This is a genomic window from Pseudomonas sp. R3-18-08 (genome assembly GCF_003852065.1).
Classification (GTDB): domain Bacteria; phylum Pseudomonadota; class Gammaproteobacteria; order Pseudomonadales; family Pseudomonadaceae; genus Aquipseudomonas.
On record NZ_CP027729.1, the window covers coordinates 2253530 to 2270201 of the forward strand.

The window sequence follows — 16672 nt, forward strand, 5'->3', positions numbered from 1 at the left end:
TGGTCAAAATTAGGATACGTATGTTTGGTATAGCCGTTGTTACGGGGGCTTCGATACGCCCTTCGAGTGTGTATGGGTTAAGTGAGTCAGGTTCAGTGCGAGAGGATACGGTCAGCGCCAAATTAACGACGGGTGTGGAAAAAGACCGGACTGAGAAGAATCGACACGACCTTCTGCGCAGTGTTCAGCTATGGTCGAATAGCGTCGAAGCACTTCAGCTCAAACTTAGAATGGTCGATATCAATAAGGGCGATGGTTCTCGAAAGCTAAGGGAATTGCTGGAGGAGGCGCTTGTGTCTAAAACCAGCGCGTTGTTAGACGTAAAGAAGGCGTTGTTTTCTGGTGCTTTTGATTTGGTGAGGCTTGAGGGGTGTCTAAGGCCAATAAATACAGCGTTGCAGTTAAATTCTACGGTACCGCCAGATATGAGGCGGAGCGGGGAGGTTGAGAAAAGTTTAGAAGATAAAATTGTAGAACTCATTGAGCAGTTAGATAAAGAATATCAAGCGTCTTATTTTTTTGTTGTTGAGCAATATGCCGCCTTGTATTCCGATTTTAATAAGAATATCACTGCGGAAATGTCTGGTTGGATCGATGCTGATGACAAAACAGTTTATGTCTGGGTTGGTGAGATTGAGGCAGCATTGGAGGACATACTCGCTAAGTACAAGCGCCATCCTACAGGTGTTTTGTATCCGCCTCAGGAAGATGGTCATGTGAGTGTGGTAAGCCGCGAAGAAGCGGAGAAATGGGTCCAAGAACTTGGCTCCGGTGTTATCGTTGAGGATGACGATGGGGGCTGCATCATAATGATGGATTTAAGCCCTATACAAAAAATGATAGACACGTTGCCAGATGATACCGCAGGAAGTGACTACGCCTTTTTGGATCACGCGAAGTATTCAGCTTGGCAAACAGGTTTTGGTAGCCAAGAGGAAGAGCTAAAAAACACGCTTCAACAGTTCACAAACAAACTGGACTCTGCAGCAAGCTTGGTGAGAAGCTTTATTCAAACGTTGTCATCAAGCATTAGCGCAATTGAGCAGACCAATAATCAGATTATGAATAATTTGAAGTAGGCAGCTGATATGAGATCAACTTCTCCTTCAAATATTGCCATACCGTTTCGCAGGGCTAATTCTCTTATCCGAAATCATTTGGATGGAAAGGTGGTTAAAGGAGGTAATGCAGACAAGCAAGTACAATTTTTATCAAGGGCTGACACTGCGGCGCGTCAACATTATTTAAGAAATGCAGTGGGTGCTGGATCATTGGACTCATTACTTGGAAAGCACAATAGTTTGAAGGGTGCTTTGGATGAGTTGGCATCGAACTATAGGGAAGCACATTTTTCCTCCAGAGCCAATAGTTGTTACCAAGAACTTAGCGCTTCGCAATTGCGTGAAATTAATGATTTGCAGCGGGTGGTAATTGTGAGTGCTGCCAATATGCCATCGATCGCCGTGACGTTGTTTGGCGAGCTTAATACCTTTTTGGAGGATAATGCAGGTAAACTAAAAGAAGGAATTTCGCTTATCGCGTCTGACTCAAAGTCTGCCTCGCTGGTTAAAAGTTTTGACGCTTTAAAACAGTCTGTGGCGAAGCAGGTACGTTATGAAGAAGCCTACGGGTTTTATGCTGATGTTAACAAAAATTTTGGTAAGCCTGCTATCTCCGCATATTTGAAAAATAGGGAGGTTTCCATTCCTACTGGTTCCGTATTGCCTGAAGGTAAAATCATGAGCCAGTCGGCCGCTGAGACGATGGCTGATCTGAGAAGAACGAATACAGAGGGTAAAACAGGCGGTGTGCTGGATTTCGTTTCACTTTCTGAGGTGGTAAAGTTCGTAATGACCGAAGTGGATCTTCGCCGTCCACTGATTGAGAAATCGCCGAAAGAGCTGGTGGGCGACGGTGGCTCTGGGACCGATCGCTCGACCTCCGCGCCCGAAAGAAGAGGCCGAAATGCGCCAGGCACACCAGGAATCACGAACTCAAATGTGCAGAACATTAATATTAGCGCAGATTTATTGAGAGCTCTGGCAGGCGCGGCAAATAGCCATGAGCCAACTGCCATAAATAAAAAAACTTCAGAGCAGAGCGTGCCTGATGAATCAATACCTGCTGGAACTGATGCGCTAGACATGCCGCAGGACGTTAACGATAAGTCGAATGTTGCAGAGCTGAATTCGCTACCGCCGCCGCCGCCGCCGTCACAGTCGCCGTTGAATCGTCAAAGTTCAGTTAGTGCGCTGATTAAAAAGTTTGACGGAGATCGAAATGATACCCTTGATCGGGAGACTCTCAACAGCCCTGAACACGATAAAAAAAATGATGATGTTGAACTCCGACATAAACTCAATCCAAACTCGCCAGCGAGTGTATTGAGTTTTGGAAATGTAACATACGTACCTTGGACTGATCGGGACTTTAGTAAACGCGGCAGCATTATGCTCGATGCGCGCGAGAGCCTGGCTGCAATACTCAAGGCTGTGAGTTACTCTTTGCAGGTTTCTAGTGCTGACACGAAGAATCAACGGCATGCTGTTAACCTGCTTAAGCGAGATTTGAGTAATTTTGACGATACCCAAAGTCTTTCCAGTGCCAGTTTTGAGACGTTAAGTCAAATGCTGAACAGCGGCCGCATGAATAAATTTGCATTGGATCTGAAAAGTGGATTGAAGTCATTTGAAAATAACAATATTAAAATGCGACGTAACTATGAAAACGTGAGGCAAACAATGGAAAAACTGCAAGCATTATTCGCGTTCATTGAGTGATCAACTTCACGGCTTGTTCAAGCGCAGTAATATGAGGTGGAGGGCGTGGGGTGAATGAAATTGATCCAGTATTTAGTATGCTACGAGCACTATTAGCCTATCACTTCAGGCTTGCTCAAGAAAAGATAACTAGCAAGACACTAATTATTGAGCAGCTTATGGCGGATTCGTTAGACTTGATTGATATAGGCTTGCAGTTGAATGAGGTATTTAATATTGATTTGAATGTGTCGCTGGTAGCGACTAGTCATAGCGTGGAGGATATGTATTTGCACGTTAGAACAGCGCTCGCGCTGAACGAAAATACGTAAAGTAATGCCGTAAAGCGTCCTAAAAAAATAAAAAATCCAATTATGCAACTTAAGCATCAATCATTCTATGAGCCTGTGCGCTACTAGCGCGTCAGAAATTTCTTGTGTCGTGCTGGATGTTTCCGGCGCTATTGTGGTCGTTTCTTATCCACCCGGCGCCTTTCTTGCCTCTAGTATAGCTCCATCGATTTTGGGTAGTCGTTTTGGCGGCGCATTATACTGGCGAGGTTAGAAAAGTGACTGACATAGTTAATCCTTCTTTTACTGAAGATGTGGCATTTGGAAAGTGGGTTTGGAGAAAAAACAGAGGTCTTTGGTTAGGCAGTGAGTGTGTGCATTTGCCTCCTAAAGAATCCAGGCTCCTTGAACTATTGCTTGCCTCTGAGGGGCGGGAGCTGAGCAAGGATAGGTTGCTGGATAGTATCTGGCCACATCAGGCGGTGGGGGAGGAGTCTCTTAGCCGTTGTATTTATATCTTGCGCAAAATACTGCGCTCTTCAGATAGCAAAAGTTATATCGCAACCATCTATGGCAAAGGCTATCGGTTTGTTCGGCCTGTTATATCCATACCTGAAACCACGCACTCGATCGCGATTGCGCACTCTGTGAAGTTAACCCCGAATGGTGCCAGTAGTGGTCGTTCAGATTCCGCTCACGCGCCGTCTAGTGTCACCGCACTTATCTGCGACACTCAAATGCTGGATGAGCTGGGTGGATTGCAGAACGGTCGACGTATGTGTTTAGAGCTGGTCAACCAATGCGGCACCTTGACACTGCGCCGATTGAATCCCTCCGCTCCAGAGCCTATTGAACGGTTCACTTCTGGGGCGAGTCGGAGTGCTGCCTAAGCATGAGAATATATAAAAAAGTTGAACTTGCAGTCCATTCGAGCGCCGCACCATTGTCCGGTGGATCCAGGTTTTTTGAAGAGTGTCCTGTTTGTCTTGTCAGCCAAAGACGCCTGCGAGAGTCGGCCAGGTTCGCGGGGAGGCTGCTTTGACCCGATATCTCTTGGTCGGCCTGCTACTGTTGACAAGGCCTTCTTGGGCGGATGCTTTCTGCTGGGAACAGGTGGGAGCGTCCTACGATATTGAACCAGAGCTTCTTTTTGCTATAGCACAAGTCGAGTCTTCGCTGCGAACAGATGCGCTGAATCATAACCATGATGGTTCGCGGGATATTGGTTTAATGCAAATCAATAGTCGCCATCTACCGTGGCTCAGTGAGATGGGTATCGACGAAGGCCGACTATTAAATGACCCCTGCTTGAGCATCGCTGTGGGTGCCTCAATACTGAAAGAGTTTATTGGGCGCTTTGGCTATAGCTGGGAAGCTGTCGGCGCTTACAACGCTGGAGGTTCTGCTTCTAGGGCAACGTCACGGCAGCGTTATGCCAAGCGTGTCCAGGAGCGTTATCACATGATGCGCAGTGATTTGAATCTTGATGGATAATACTTCTATCCATCAAGATTTAATATCGAGTTGGCATTAATCTATGTCCATATCGCGCGATGTAAAACGGTGGAAGGGCAATATGTTGTTAGGCGAAAAAGAGCAAGGCACCACGAACTTCGGTTGCGTGCTACGTGTTCTGGATGGGCCGCTGTGCGGCTGTGAGTATGAGTTGCGTGATAAACAAAACCTGTTCGTCGTCGGTATGGAAAGAGAATTTTTCAACGATGAATCAGCCGTTTCCTTTCCTGAGCACTCATTTTATATACCGCTGGAGGGCAGTAGTAGTAATTTTGAAGTGCTTGTTGAAGAAACTGCACAGTCTGGCGTCATGGTGCGTATATTCGGTGAGGAAGTAGTAGAGCGATCTTTAACTTATCAAGTCATTCACCGTGTAGGTAGTTTGCGTATTGCTTTACGTCCGATGGATGCAGACTGGGTTGACGGTTTGTTTGACGAGCCTGCGCCCGAAACGTTTGCACGGACAATTTCTAATAGGCTCTCGGTGAAGAGCGTAATAGCGATGCTACTAAGTGGCGTAGTATTGATCGCCTGCTTCTGGTGGGAAAGCCGGCCAACGCCAGTGGTGAGTGTGAAGTCTGTCGTTGGCGGGGTCAGCAGCCCTTACAGAATTATTAAAGGCCGCGATGACAAGATTTACATGTTTGCTTCAAGCGAGCGCGAGCTGAGCTGGGGGCGACAGGTCATGATGCGAAACAATAGTACTGGCATCGATGTGAGGTCGATACGCGAGGAAGCAAAGCGTGTTGAAGGCGAGTTGCTTCGTCATTACACCGGTTTAGCATTCCATCGACTCGATCTGAATAATCCTGAATTTCCCCGTCTGGTTCTGAGTAAGGAGCGTGCTCACTTAGACCTGGCCGCTGGCGAGGCGCTTAGGACTTTCTTGTTAAAGGACATGCCTTATGTGCAGTCAGTAAAAATCGAGCGACGCAGCGACCTGGAGCTAGAGGCACTGGCAAAAGATGGTTTGCAGCGCTTGGCTGTTCCATTTGAACGAATGCATCACCCGGCTGGCGTCACGTTTAAGGTTAGAGGTGCGTTGAATGACGGTGAACTAAATAACGTACGCGAGCTGGTTGAGTCGTTTTATCAGCAATGGGGAGGACGTTATGTTTCATTTGCGCTAGAACTCGATGACGATTGGTTGAAAGGCAAGTCCTATCAGCTAGGTTCACAAGGTTATATAAAAATGAGTCCGTCTTCTTGGTATTTTCCCGCACCGACTTAATAAATTTGAGGTAATAAAACATGGCAAACACTAATAGCCCTAAACCGGCAGCGCCTAGTGGCTGGTTGACCGAAGTTTCACAAGATTTCGATGAGTCGGTGACGGATCTTAAAAAGGCATTGGATGCTTCATTGGATAAGCTAAAGGGTGATGCTTCAGATCCCTCCCTACTTGCTGATTATCAAGCTCGGTTGTCGGAGTATAATTTGTTTCGTAACGCACAATCGAACACCGTAAAGGTATTCAAAGATATTGATGCTGCGATTATTCAAAACTTCCGTTAGTGCTTAATTGATCTCCTTTTTTCACATCTTGGGGCCCCGTACCGGGGCTGGTTAAGTTTAGAGTGTATTTATGTCCGGCTTAGAACTAATCGCTTCTCCTAGCGCACAGGTGAGCTTTTTAAACAACCCCGCCAGTGATGCGTCAGAATCTTTGGAGGGCCGGCTTATCCAGGCCTTTTCTGAAAAAAGCGTGGAAGCAGAACACTATGTATCCGCAATCAACTCAATTTTGTCGCGTCCGGGAATGCTCAGCGACCCAGAGGTTCTCTTCGAACTGCAACAGCAAACCGCGAATTATAATCTCGATATCTCCATGGTCAGTACACTTACACGTAAGGCCGTGGGGGCCGTTGAGGCATTGATGCGCTCATGATGCTGCGGTGGCTATTACTCGGATTGGTGTTCTTGGGGTTGGTAGGCTGTCGTCAGGCGGATCTGCTGGACGGATTAGATCAGCACCAGATAAATGCTGTTATCGCTGTACTGCAGCGTAACAATATTGAGGCGGTCAAAGTCGATCAGGGCAAGAATGGTTATAGCGTCCACGTCCGCCAGTTGGATTTTACCGCTGCAGTTGACTTGTTACAATTGCATGACCTGCCACCCAAGCCTCGGCTTGAGGTTGCACAAATGTTCCCACAGGATTCGCTGGTTGCTTCGCCCCGAGCAGAGAAAGCCAGATTGTTCTCAGCCTTGGAGCAACGCCTGGAACAAACATTGGCCACACTGGAAAAGATTGTCCGGGCCAGGGTGCACGTCAGTTATGACCTAGATGCCGGGGAAGGAGGCCGTAAGGCTTCGCCCATACATCTTTCTGCCCTGATCGTGCATGAGCGGGGTGTAGACTCACAACTATTGATCGGTGATATCAAGCGGTTTTTGAAAAACAGTTTTTCGGATGTCAGTTACGACGATATTTCAGTTGTGCTTTCACCTAAAAGCGAAATTCAGCACTTTGCGCCTTCAGCGGCACCCACGAATCATAATAAGAATTACCTGCTGGGCGGTCTGATTCTGATGGTCTTATTAGGCGGCCTATCGAGTGCTTATTGGTATTGGTCAGTAAAGCGGCGCCAAACTAAGGCGGACCTATGATGGATTTTGCCCCGCGGTTGAGACATATCATGTTTGATCCTTTGGCCTACCTACATCCAAGTCGTCTGAGCAGGACAATCAATCTTAGTTCTGCGCGGCAACGGAGCGCGCTTAATGGGATTTTTCTTGACGCACTACCCAATGCGATGCCGGCTACGCCGGAGGTTGATTCTGTGTATGCGCATTGGGTGAGATATTGGCACCGCCTGCCTCATATTGCTCTGGCTCTGGGGGCGCAGCAATTGCGTCAATACCTGGCGCAAGGAGGGACTTGGTTATGCCTGCCTGAGCAAGCCCAGGCCTTCGCAGCCTATAAGCTTCGTGAAGCCCGCGAAGAGGAAAAAACGTCTTTGGTGTCTGTGGCCCAAGTCCAGGCATGTGGGCTTTCCGCATTGCTGGCGTGGAGAGAGTGGGTGCCTGAGGCACTGGTAGCACGGCTGCCGCTACTCTTCCCTGAGAAAATAGTCGAGCTGCAGGGAACCCAGCCGATACCTTCTGCTGATCTATTAATTTTTAAATTGGCTCTACAAAATGATCAGAATTATTCCCATTCACGATAACCTTCTGATTGAGGATAGCGTCTGGGTCGCCTCAGTGCATCTGCAGAAGCAAACGCAGGCCGTCGACATTCTTGACCAGGCGATTGCTCAAGCCAATAGCCGTATCCACGCGGCTCAGTGCGAAGCGGATGCAATTCATCAGCATGCTTTTCGCCAAGGGTATGACAAGGGCGTCTGCGTCCTGGCGCAAGATGTCGTGCATGCAGTGGGCCAAGCAAGTGCTCTTCAGAAGCGTCTAGAGGTGATCTTGCATCGTACTGCTGTTGATTTAGTCGCGGACTTGCTGGGCCGGCCTGAGTGTTTGGAGGCCATGTTTGCCAGATGGCTGAAAGAGAGCAGAGCCGACGCCAGCTCGGACCAAGCTATGACCGTGGTATTGCCTCAACGCTTGGATGCGTGTGGTGAGGAGTTTGTGGCTCGTCTACGCTTGCATTGGAGTGGCACAATGAATGTCGAATTCGTCGACGGGGAATATTACCGATTTCGTTGTGACCAACAATTTGCCGAGCTGAATGGTCGGGCTATCGGCGAAGAACTGGCCCCGGAATTGATGGTGAAATTAGGCCTATTGACGGAGCAGTGCGGGCGGATTTCTGGCGAGGTCCGGTCTGCTATTTTGCGGTTTACCGGGTTGGATGAGTCGATTTGTTTGAATAAAGGGATCATGGAATGAACATTGGTGCCATTCGCCCCGCTGGTAGCCAAGCCGTGCTCGCCGCTCAAGAAGCGATCCTTGATCTGGATCAGCGTGTGCTTGAAGTTGGTGCGCTATCCAAAACCTCTTTGGATGATCCTAATTTCGAAGCGTTCTACCAGAGGTTATTGGCTATAGCAGACGATGGTTTGAGCGGCGCAACAGTTTATGAGTGCTTACGCGCGTTTGAGGCTGATGGAGCGCATCCTTATCGCACCACTGAAACCCAGGCTGCAGTTTTGGCCTTGACCCTGCAGCGCCTAAAAGAGGATAGTCTTCAAGATACAGCGCTATATAAGAGTGTCACAGAGGCTCAATCTCGTGTTTTTTCGGCGAAATTTATGGTTCAGGAATATATGCAGCAAATATTCATGGTGGCTGAAGAGCTGCCCGAATGGTGAGCTCACAATGTGGACGACATCGCGCCTGATCACTTCAGAGGTCGCGGGCGCAGTCAATCTTTTAATACCATTATCAGGTGTAGACAGTGGGAAAAATACTGATTGTTGATGATCATCCGATACTACGATTAGCTGTTCGTTTGTTGTTGGAGCGTGACGGGCACGAGGTGGTGGGGGAGGCGGACAATGGGGTCGATGGTGTCAGTTTAGCTCGAGAGCTGAATCCTGGCCTGGTGCTGCTTGATATAGGTATTCCGAACCTCGATGGGTTGGAGGTAATCGCTCGTATCCAGACATTGGCAACGCCGCCAAAAGTCCTGGTACTAAGTGCACAGGAACCTGCTTACCTTGCCCACAGGTGCATGCGGGCTGGGGCTGCCGGTTTTGTGTTTAAGCAGGAGGATCCAGCGGAGCTACTCGCTGGTGTGCGTGCAGTGTTGTCGGGCTACAGTTTTTTTCCTAGCCAAACGCTCAATGACGTTCGCAATGACGCAGGGAAATCTGACGAGGCTACATTGCTAAGTACGCTGACCGATCGAGAGCTCACCGTTCTTCGTTATCTGGCGTTGGGATACACGAATAAACAAATAGCTGATGAGTTACTGATCAGCAACAAAACGATCAGCTCTTATAAAATACGCTTGCTTGAAAAATTGAACGCCTCTAGCCTTGTAAGCTTGGCTGAACTGGCGAAAAGAAATTCACTGGTATGAACGTTTAAACAACCGCTTGCGGTAGAGCACTCTGTCATGAGCGCTATTTGAAAGCCTGCTTCAGACGCTATTGATACTTTCGGGTCTCATTTGGCGTCTTGAGGCAAAATAAATGAATGTTAAAAACGTTGGCGCCGGGTCAGCGCCAGTAGGCGTGTTTCCCAGAACGACTTCAGATCTGCCAGTGCGAACATCGTGCAGTATTCGTAATGTACTAGGGATTTCCAGCCGCCAGCTAGATGAGTTTTGTTCCGAACATTTTGGAAATATTCTTACGTTGTGTGCATCGTATAGGCAAGCATCAGCGATCATGGCGGGCCACTTAGAGAACTTACTGGAACAAGTACGCGAAGTCACGCCCGACCAATGTGATAAACATAAAATTGTCAGCAGCCTCACAAATAATTTGCTGGCCAGTCTGACTCATATCGACTTGGAACAAGCGCAGCGCGCTATAGAAAAAATCCAAAGTCATTTCGATCAGAGCGCATTAGATGGCGCTCTGAATGCGTTGCGTCTGTCTTATCACAAAGCTACCCATTCAAGCGGTCGAATGGCGCACGCACAAGAAATGCAGAGTGACGTACTGCATTTTTTCCAAGGGCATTCTTTCGAGCGTCTAGCCGGTTTTCTCGCATATTTTCATGATCACGTTCAAATACTACAAGAAGATGGCACTGGCATTGGCAATCAACAGCATTGGGGGCTGAATGAGATAGCCACGGCTGCGGCCTTGGGGACCTTGGCCGAAGAGGCAACGGTCGACGTTACGGGGCAAGAAAGTCTTTGCCGGGTTGCGGCTGCGGTTATTCCCAGCGGCACAGCTTTCGATTTTATGCCAAATATAGGTAGAGACGGAAAACCCGGGCTTGGTACTGTCATTGAAGGCCTGTTGAGAAGTGGTGCACTTTCAATTCCGGATAATGCAGCATGCGAGGATATCGTGGCGATGGCGTACACTCTTGCCATTTGCGATACACAGCGTAACAACCTATCCGGTCTCGCTAGGCCCACGAATAAAATTGTGTACACAGTGGCGCCTGCAGTTTATAGGCTGTTGATGGAGTGCGCACAAGAAGATCCCCTGAAATTCGGTACTCTATTTTTGACAACGGGCGGCTTAGCGAGGCCGGCCTTGCTCTGTGCAGCAAATTGACAACTACGGTTGAAGTGTTTGAAGAGTTTGCGCCTTATACGGATGCCACAGCTAAGAATGAGAAAGGGGGGCCTAACAATCCGCTCAGCGTGATTTATACCGAGGGGACTCTGACTGCGCACGAAAAACAGCGTGCAGTACTTGAACTTTTAGGTGGAAATGGTTTCTTTGGTTCCGCCAATGTGGCAGAGGATATTGAGGGGTTCTCAAAAACATTCCGTCATCCCGTCCTAGAAAAAATAAGAAGACGTTCCATAATGCCCGATCCGCGAGAAAGTTATATATATGGGTACGCAAAGCTCTCAGAAAAGCTTGGAGCTGAATGTCATGCAGGAAGAGTTAAACTGGATGCTGTGCTTGGGGAAATCAAGGCTATGGGCGGGTCTGTGTTAGACCGAGAAAAAACAACTGAGAATATCCTATGCTTGCCCTGCTGATGTAGTCCAAGCAATCCATTACATAATTTCTCGCGTACCTTGTCTTCATGGCATGGGGCGCGAGTAATACCCATCCAGCTCTGTCAACTGAACTCTAGATTATTTCGTTGCTGGGGTTGGACCAAGCTTGACGCTGCCATAATATGGAAAATAATCGTAACCGGCGAAGATTGCTTCGATTGCGTTAAGGAAGTCGCGTATGCCTGCGCGCTTACTGACAAAACCGGAGGCGCCGGCCCGTAAACAATATTCTGCGCAAGGCACTGCGGGATATGTACAAAAAATTAACATGCTAGGAGCATTCGATAACGAAGACATTTGTTTGATAATTGCTAACCCCTCTGTTTGATTTTGGCCAATATCAAAAGTTACAAGATCGGGATGATACAGGTTCGCAAGTCTTAGACCGTCTACTCCGTCGCTGATGTCGGCCAGAACTTTAATGCCTCGTCTTTCTAACACCGCTCTGATTGCCAGTCGCACGATCGGGTGTTTATCAATAATTATCACACTGTTCGAGTCTATCATGCGTCTACACCTTAGTTGGAATAAGAATTCTACAAGAACTCGTAAGACTTAACCATGGCGGAAGGGGCTGAAAGACAGTAGGAAAATTCTAGGCGCGCTAATTGTGTCGCGCGGCGGAAAGATAATAGCGCCAGTTGTAGGCAGGGTTTATACAACGTTTAAGGTGCCTTTAAGCGGTAAGGCGGGCAAACAATTGGCCGCCTATATCCAAGGATCGGCGTTACGGCCGTAATGAGTACATCGCGGGAGAGGGTGCTTCAGTCCACCTACTCAAAGTGTTTTTTTCTCTGGCGAATCAGATCGCGTTCTAATCCTACCATTGCCTGATCAAGGGCTAGGACCACGGCCGGTAAATTAGAATCTGACGGGTCAAGGTGACAGGAAGCTTCCAAAGCTTCACAGTGCTTGATCAGACTGCGAACCTTAACAACGCGAGCACTGCCCTTGATTTTATGAGCAAGCTCGGATAAGCCACGCAGATTGTCGTTTTTATTAAGCCGTCGTAATTCCTCTAAATCATCGGTGATACTATTAATTAATCCATCCAGCACACGCTTTAATATGTTGAGGTCTCCACCGGTAAGGTGCTCAAGGGTATTCAAGTCAAATTTATTGGATTCAGAATAATTAATTTCGTCATGAATGGCTATTGCGGAGCGTTTGATGAAACGCTCTAAGGTATCCAGCTCCACTGGTTTAAATAGGCAGTCATCCATGCCAGCCGATATGCACCGCTCGCGCTCCTCACGTTGAGCATTAGCAGTAAATCCTAAAATGATAGAGCGCACCCGGTTTTGAGCGCTCTCAATCACGCGTATTGCTTTCGCAAGCTCATATCCGCTCATCACTGGCATATTGCAGTCGGTAATGATGACGTCAAATATTTTCTGTTTCCATAATGCAAGGCCTTCAGCACCATTTTCAGCAAGATGCACGGAGTGCCCCAAGTATATTAGCTGTTCACTCAACAGCAATCGATTGGCGTAGTTGTCGTCAACCACTAATACACCTAAAATTGGAGCCGGGTTGGCTGCGGAGCTGTTTAATACTTCGGCCTTCTTTTCCTGCCGTGGTTCGAGCACGTTCAGTGTCAGTCGGCCAATGGCTTGTGTGCCCTGATCGATTTCGCTGTCGAGCTCCAATTGGCCTCCCATCATTTCACATAGATTACGGGAAATCATTAATCCTAATCCTGTACCAGAGCGGGCGTGCTGTCTCGTTCCACCTATCTGGGTAAATGGCTGGAATAAGCGCGCTATATCGTTAGCAGATATACCAATACCGGTGTCATTGACCGAAAATTCGACCTGTAATTGATCATCTGCTAATAAGCAAGAATGAACAACCACATCGACCCCGCCGTTTTCGGTAAACTTAATCGCATTACTGATTAAGTTGGAAAGTACTTGTTTAAAGCGCAGCGGGTCAACCAATACGTCGTAATTTATACTTTCGTTAATGTCTAACTTTAGAGTTAGGTTCTTTTGCTTGGCCAGTCCACTGAATACTCGAATAACAGATTCTACTAGGTCCTTTAGGTTGGCCCGCTCTTGATTCAGACTAAGGTGACCTGTCTCTATACGGGCAATGTCGAGTATATCACCAATTAAATCAAGCAAGCCGCGGGCGGAATGATAGGCGACTTCTATTGATGAGCGGTCATATTTTTCTTTATCGCGTTTCAAGCTTAATTCCAGCAATCCTATGATCGCATTCATAGGTGTTCTGATTTCATGGCTCATAGTCGCAAGGAATGTAGTTTTGGTCCGATTAGCCTCATCAGCATCATTTTTGGCTTGTTTGAGCTCCTCCAGAAGCAAGTGCCGCTCAGTTATATCTATCCAACCTCCGATTAAGCCTTGATTGGCACCTTCAGAGTTAGAGAAAGGTAGCATCCAGTGATAGATAGTTTGATGACGTCCAGCAATGTAAACTTCTCGATCACGCAAAAGAGGTTGGCCTGTCTGCAATACAGTTTGGCAATCCTTTTCATAGGCCGCCGACCTTTCCAATGAGGTTTTTGCTGAACTTAAACCACGAGCAATATCACCCTCGTTTGAAAGCGATTTTACGTAACTGTCATTGCAAATTAATAGGCGATTTTCTAAATCCCGCACGTAAATTGGATGCGGCGTGCCGTTTATCAGGGCTTCCATAAAGTGAAGCTGATTGCTGAGTTCTCTTTCGGCTGCTCTGCGTTGCATGATTTGCCGACGTAAGTAAATTCCCCAACCCAATGCGATAGTCAATAGTGTGATAGTGCCAACTACGGATTTAAATATAATCTGACGATAGTCGCGCCATGATGGGGGCGCAATAACTGCGTTTGTGCGCCACCGGTTGGTAACAGAATCAATAACATCTGGCGGGATGCTTCTTATGGTTTTATCGAGAATTGCGTAAAGCTGACCTTGCCCCTTAAGTACACTGAGCGACGCTGTCGCAGGTGCAGAGTTTATAATCGATGCAATTTTCAGTGAGTTATCGCGGCTACGCAAATTGTAGCTGGCAATAGGTGCAGGTAGGATTGTTGCATCTACTGAGCCATCCTCTACCCAAGCAAGGGCCTCAAAATTATTCTCTGCGTTCTTTAAACGAATGAGCGGGTAATGTTCGCGTAACATCGGCAGAAGCGCATGGCCTGGCGCAACGCTTAACGTCCTGCCTGCCAGAGCCTCCAGCGTATCTGGGTATGCACTTTGATTGCGTACTACAAGTGCATAAGGTGCGATTAAATAAGGACGTCCAAATAAAAAAGATTGCATGTTTTCCTGGTTTTTAGGCAGGTCCGTTGCGATTTGCACTCTTCCCGCTTTTAAGCTTTCCTGCATTTCTCTAATGTTGGGGTGAGGTTGTATGTTGAATTTTAAGCCCGTTTTTCTCTCAATTAACTTAAGCAAGTCTCGTGTAATACCAAAATAATTACCATGGATGTCGAAATATGAAACGGGTGCCAGGTACCGGCTCACTGCTATATTTACCACAGGGTTTTTCTTGATCCAATCTTTCTCGTCTGCACTTAAATCCAGTGGCTGGAGCGTGAATAAGAGTTTTTCGCTCCAGCGTGTTTGTATTTCAGTTTTTACCTGTTCTGGCACGGCCCCTAGGGCGGTATTGATAAGGTTCAGCAAACGCGGGTTATCAGCGTTAATGGCAAAGCTGAAGCCTTCTTGTGCCGGGGGGGCGATATCCAAAATATCGAGATGGCTGGAATAATTTCGCGAAATAAGGTATTGAGAGGATATAGCATCCCCTAAAAATGCATCAGCTTGTCCAAAGGCGACTGCCGCGATAGCATTTTCTGTCGATGTGAACACTTCTATGTTTGCTTGAGGAAACATCCGCCGAGCCGCAGCCTCACTAATATAGTCGGAGTCAATTGCCAAGCGAATACGCGCGACTTTATCGTCGAAAGACAGGCTAATGCCTATGCGGCCGATTAGAGCGAGTCGATCATCGAGGTAGTTGTTGCTCAGTGCCAAATCTATTCTATTTTTTTCTCTTCGATTAGCGCTGCCCAATAAATCTATTTCGCCAGTTTTCAGTGCTTCCACGGCTTCCATATGAGTAGCGTAACGGCGAACGTCCACGGTTACACCAAGATAACCAGAAATTATCTGCATGTAATCTGCTGTGATACCCTCATAGTCACGATTGGAACTTGATATGTCCAACGGCGGATAATCAGGAAGCGACGTACCCAGTACCAAAGTCTTCTTTTTCTTTAGCCAGCGCCAACCGTTGTAGTCTAAATTTAACTTCTGGTGATCTTCATTGGTGTGGCTGAAGAGTTCTAAATTGTCCACACGACTAGCATGGGCTTCTGGCCCGGCGAATAGCGCGATCCAAAGCGCCGCACAGATATTGAGCGACAGCGTCTTCCTGAATATGTATTTTGGTGTTGGTTTTTTTTTAATTTGCACGCTTAGGTGAATCGATTTCATGGTAACCCCTCTACAAATGTAGAACAGTACTTGAATATTTGGATGGTTGAGGCTTTGTTGCAGGATCGCTTTTTGAAATACTACTATAGCCTATTGCTGTAGGTTTTGTGTGTATAGCGATGCCTTTCTTTTGAATTGGGAATTGTAACTTGGCCAGTATTTGAGGAGTAGTGTAATGAGTGGTTTTGAGAGCGTTAGTGTTAGTAGCGGCGGGGAACAATTGGCGGTGCGAATTTATCCTAGCACATCAGTGATCCCGGCACCTGTTCTGGTGCTGTGCCATGGGTTTTGTGGCATCCAGAACGTTGTTCTGCCTGAGTTTGCTTTCGCTTTTGCTCAGGCTGGCTACAATGTCATTACCTTTGACTATCGAGGTTTCGGTGAAAGTGGAGGTGAGCGCGGCAGGCTTCAGACCAAAATGCAGATAGAAGATATTCATGCCGTTGTTAACTGGGTAAGCCAGCAACCGTCATTTGATACGTCACGCATTGGTCTGTGGGGAACATCACTAGGTGGCTGTCATGTCATTACGGTTGGGGCGCAGAACCCGCTGGTCAAATGCATCATCAGCCAAACAGCCTTTGCTGACGGGGAAATATTAATCACTAGCGCAATGAGTATTAAAGAGGAAAGTAAGCTATTTTCGACATTAAATCGGATGCAGGAGAAGAAAGAATCAAGCGGTAGGGAGTTATTTGTGCCTCCGTTAATGGTGCTGGATGATGAGCAGTCTCGAGTGTTTTTCGAAAAGCATCAAAAGTTTAATCCTCAGCTAAATACAAAAATACCCTTTTTAACCGTCCGGGAAATCATAAACTACAAACCGGTTATCATGGCCATGAGCGTTCGTCAGCCTGTATTGGTTGTCGCTGCCGAACACGACATTGTTAATCCCCCGGATCAAGCAGTCCGATTGTATGAAGCGCTGCATGCTGAAAAGACAATCATTATGCTTGAAGGTGCTGGGCATTATGATGTCTATGAAGGTGACACTCATTTTAAAGTTTTAAGACATCAAATTAACTGGCTGGGAATGTATCTTTAACCGCCACACCTACAGCAAGG

Annotated in this window: 18 protein-coding genes; 16 read left to right on the forward strand and 2 right to left on the reverse strand. The window is 47.3% G+C overall.

Going from position 1 to position 16672, the window contains the following annotated elements; all coding sequences use genetic code 11:
* The first annotated feature begins 20 nt into the window (after window positions 1-20).
* The 15 genes from C4J92_RS10510 to C4J92_RS10580 all read left to right on the forward strand — a co-directional run bounded on the left by C4J92_RS10510 (window position 21) and on the right by C4J92_RS10580 (window position 11135).
* Window positions 21-1079: an IpaD/SipD/SspD family type III secretion system needle tip protein gene (locus tag C4J92_RS10510; protein ID WP_164487528.1), complete on the forward strand. Its 1059-nt coding sequence runs from the start codon at window positions 21-23 to the stop codon at window positions 1077-1079.
* Window positions 1080-1088: 9 nt separating this feature from the next.
* On the forward strand, window positions 1089-2780 hold the full coding sequence (locus C4J92_RS10515) for a hypothetical protein (RefSeq protein ID WP_124403759.1): 1692 nt from the start codon (window positions 1089-1091) through the stop codon (window positions 2778-2780).
* Between the two features lie 50 nt (window positions 2781-2830).
* Window positions 2831-3091 carry a phosphopantetheine-binding protein gene (locus tag C4J92_RS10520; RefSeq protein WP_124403760.1) on the forward strand — a complete coding sequence of 87 codons (261 nt, stop codon included), beginning with the start codon at window positions 2831-2833 and terminating at the stop codon, window positions 3089-3091.
* A 236-nt stretch (window positions 3092-3327) separates the two neighbouring features.
* Window positions 3328-3939, forward strand: coding sequence for a winged helix-turn-helix domain-containing protein (locus C4J92_RS10525; RefSeq protein ID WP_256657474.1), 612 nt, complete (start codon window positions 3328-3330; stop codon window positions 3937-3939).
* A gap of 148 nt (window positions 3940-4087) precedes the next feature.
* Complete coding sequence (locus C4J92_RS10530) at window positions 4088-4543, forward strand: transglycosylase SLT domain-containing protein (RefSeq protein WP_124362271.1); 456 nt, start codon at window positions 4088-4090, stop codon at window positions 4541-4543.
* Window positions 4544-4625: 82 nt separating this feature from the next.
* A complete protein-coding gene (locus C4J92_RS10535; protein WP_164487529.1) occupies window positions 4626-5795 on the forward strand; it encodes a PrgH/EprH family type III secretion apparatus protein in 1170 nt (389 codons plus the stop codon).
* Window positions 5796-5815: 20 nt separating this feature from the next.
* Window positions 5816-6079, forward strand: coding sequence for a type III secretion system needle complex protein (locus C4J92_RS10540; protein WP_124362273.1), 264 nt, complete (start codon window positions 5816-5818; stop codon window positions 6077-6079).
* Between the two features lie 70 nt (window positions 6080-6149).
* Window positions 6150-6452: a type III secretion system inner rod subunit SctI gene (sctI, locus tag C4J92_RS10545; RefSeq protein WP_124403762.1), complete on the forward strand. Its 303-nt coding sequence runs from the start codon at window positions 6150-6152 to the stop codon at window positions 6450-6452.
* Window positions 6452-7174: an EscJ/YscJ/HrcJ family type III secretion inner membrane ring protein gene (locus tag C4J92_RS10550; RefSeq protein ID WP_124405789.1), complete on the forward strand. Its 723-nt coding sequence runs from the start codon at window positions 6452-6454 to the stop codon at window positions 7172-7174. The genes sctI and C4J92_RS10550 overlap by 1 nt, the downstream gene beginning before the upstream one ends.
* Complete coding sequence (locus tag C4J92_RS10555) at window positions 7171-7734, forward strand: secretion system protein (RefSeq protein ID WP_124403763.1); 564 nt, start codon at window positions 7171-7173, stop codon at window positions 7732-7734. Before C4J92_RS10550 ends, C4J92_RS10555 begins: the two co-directional genes overlap by 4 nt.
* On the forward strand, window positions 7706-8407 hold the full coding sequence (locus tag C4J92_RS10560) for a hypothetical protein (protein ID WP_124403764.1): 702 nt from the start codon (window positions 7706-7708) through the stop codon (window positions 8405-8407). The genes C4J92_RS10555 and C4J92_RS10560 overlap by 29 nt, the downstream gene beginning before the upstream one ends.
* Window positions 8404-8829, forward strand: a complete 426-nt coding sequence (locus C4J92_RS10565; RefSeq protein WP_124403765.1) for a hypothetical protein — start codon at window positions 8404-8406, stop codon at window positions 8827-8829. Before C4J92_RS10560 ends, C4J92_RS10565 begins: the two co-directional genes overlap by 4 nt.
* 86 nt (window positions 8830-8915) lie before the next feature.
* Window positions 8916-9542: a response regulator transcription factor gene (locus C4J92_RS10570; protein ID WP_124362279.1), complete on the forward strand. Its 627-nt coding sequence runs from the start codon at window positions 8916-8918 to the stop codon at window positions 9540-9542.
* A 112-nt stretch (window positions 9543-9654) separates the two neighbouring features.
* Window positions 9655-10698 (forward strand): hypothetical protein, encoded by a 1044-nt coding sequence (locus C4J92_RS10575; RefSeq protein WP_124403766.1) that lies wholly within the window; start codon window positions 9655-9657, stop codon window positions 10696-10698.
* Window positions 10695-11135, forward strand: a complete 441-nt coding sequence (locus C4J92_RS10580; RefSeq protein ID WP_124403767.1) for a hypothetical protein — start codon at window positions 10695-10697, stop codon at window positions 11133-11135. Before C4J92_RS10575 ends, C4J92_RS10580 begins: the two co-directional genes overlap by 4 nt.
* A 99-nt stretch (window positions 11136-11234) precedes the next feature.
* Here the strand turns inward: C4J92_RS10580 and C4J92_RS10585 are convergent, their stop codons facing one another.
* Together C4J92_RS10585 and C4J92_RS10590 are read right to left on the reverse strand one after the other, a co-directional pair.
* Entirely contained in the window at window positions 11235-11663 is a 429-nt protein-coding gene (locus tag C4J92_RS10585) for a response regulator (protein ID WP_124403768.1), read from the reverse strand.
* A gap of 266 nt (window positions 11664-11929) precedes the next feature.
* Window positions 11930-15607 (reverse strand): ATP-binding protein, encoded by a 3678-nt coding sequence (locus C4J92_RS10590; RefSeq protein WP_124403769.1) that lies wholly within the window; start codon window positions 15605-15607, stop codon window positions 11930-11932.
* 175 nt (window positions 15608-15782) lie between these two features.
* On the opposite strand from C4J92_RS10590, the gene C4J92_RS10595 reads away from it, so the two are divergent.
* Window positions 15783-16652, forward strand: a complete 870-nt coding sequence (locus tag C4J92_RS10595) for an alpha/beta hydrolase (protein ID WP_124403770.1) — start codon at window positions 15783-15785, stop codon at window positions 16650-16652.
* The last annotated feature ends 20 nt before the right edge of the window (window positions 16653-16672 follow it).

Bases quoted from the DNA above. Each gene is read 5' to 3' on its own strand.
- C4J92_RS10585 (WP_124403768.1), bottom strand. From the start codon at position 11,663: ATGATAGACTCGAACAGTGTGATAATTATTGATAAACACCCGATCGTG.
- C4J92_RS10560 (WP_124403764.1), top strand. From the start codon at position 7,706: ATGATCAGAATTATTCCCATTCACGATAACCTTCTGATTGAGGATAGC.
- sctI (WP_124403762.1), top strand. From the start codon at position 6,150: ATGTCCGGCTTAGAACTAATCGCTTCTCCTAGCGCACAGGTGAGCTTT.
- C4J92_RS10590 (WP_124403769.1), bottom strand. From the start codon at position 15,607: ATGAAATCGATTCACCTAAGCGTGCAAATTAAAAAAAAACCAACACCA.
- C4J92_RS10555 (WP_124403763.1), top strand. From the start codon at position 7,171: ATGATGGATTTTGCCCCGCGGTTGAGACATATCATGTTTGATCCTTTG.
- C4J92_RS10515 (WP_124403759.1), top strand. From the start codon at position 1,089: ATGAGATCAACTTCTCCTTCAAATATTGCCATACCGTTTCGCAGGGCT.
- C4J92_RS10565 (WP_124403765.1), top strand. From the start codon at position 8,404: ATGAACATTGGTGCCATTCGCCCCGCTGGTAGCCAAGCCGTGCTCGCC.
- C4J92_RS10535 (WP_164487529.1), top strand. From the start codon at position 4,626: ATGTTGTTAGGCGAAAAAGAGCAAGGCACCACGAACTTCGGTTGCGTG.
- C4J92_RS10595 (WP_124403770.1), top strand. From the start codon at position 15,783: ATGAGTGGTTTTGAGAGCGTTAGTGTTAGTAGCGGCGGGGAACAATTG.
- C4J92_RS10550 (WP_124405789.1), top strand. From the start codon at position 6,452: ATGCTGCGGTGGCTATTACTCGGATTGGTGTTCTTGGGGTTGGTAGGC.
- C4J92_RS10540 (WP_124362273.1), top strand. From the start codon at position 5,816: ATGGCAAACACTAATAGCCCTAAACCGGCAGCGCCTAGTGGCTGGTTG.
- C4J92_RS10510 (WP_164487528.1), top strand. From the start codon at position 21: ATGTTTGGTATAGCCGTTGTTACGGGGGCTTCGATACGCCCTTCGAGT.
- C4J92_RS10575 (WP_124403766.1), top strand. From the start codon at position 9,655: ATGAATGTTAAAAACGTTGGCGCCGGGTCAGCGCCAGTAGGCGTGTTT.